The sequence below is a fragment of the Microbacterium karelineae genome (assembly GCF_009745985.1).
GTDB lineage: Bacteria > Actinomycetota > Actinomycetes > Actinomycetales > Microbacteriaceae > Microbacterium > Microbacterium karelineae.
On sequence record NZ_WFIX01000159.1, the window covers coordinates 1 to 464 of the forward strand.

General features: G+C 56.9%; 1 protein-coding gene. It reads left to right on the forward strand.

The window, feature by feature from the left end; genetic code table 11:
• Positions 1-27: 27 nt before the first annotated feature.
• The coding region (locus tag GB932_RS01445) for a ubiquitin family protein (RefSeq protein WP_231915950.1) at positions 28-464 on the forward strand (437 nt) is incomplete at its 3' end.

Below are 464 nucleotides of genomic sequence, written 5' to 3' on the forward strand. Positions count from 1 at the left end.
CACCTTGTCCTCCGCCTCCGTGGTGGCATGCAGATCTTTGTCAAGACACTGACCGGCAAGACCATCACCCTCGAGGTGGAATCTTCTGACACCATCGACAACGTCAAGGCCAAGATCCAGGACAAGGAGGGCATTCCCCCGGACCAGCAGCGTCTCATCTTTGCCGGCAAGCAGCTTGAGGACGGCAGGACCCTTGCTGACTACAACATCCAGAAGGAGTCAACGCTTCACCTTGTCCTCCGTCTCAGGGGAGGCATGCAAATCTTCGTGAAGACTCTGACCGGCAAGACCATCACCCTCGAGGTGGAGTCTTCTGATACCATCGACAATGTCAAGGCCAAGATCCAGGACAAGGAGGGCATTCCCCCGGACCAGCAGCGCCTCATCTTTGCTGGCAAGCAGCTGGAGGATGGCAGGACCCTTGCTGACTACAACATCCAGAAGGAGTCCACCCTCCACCTTGT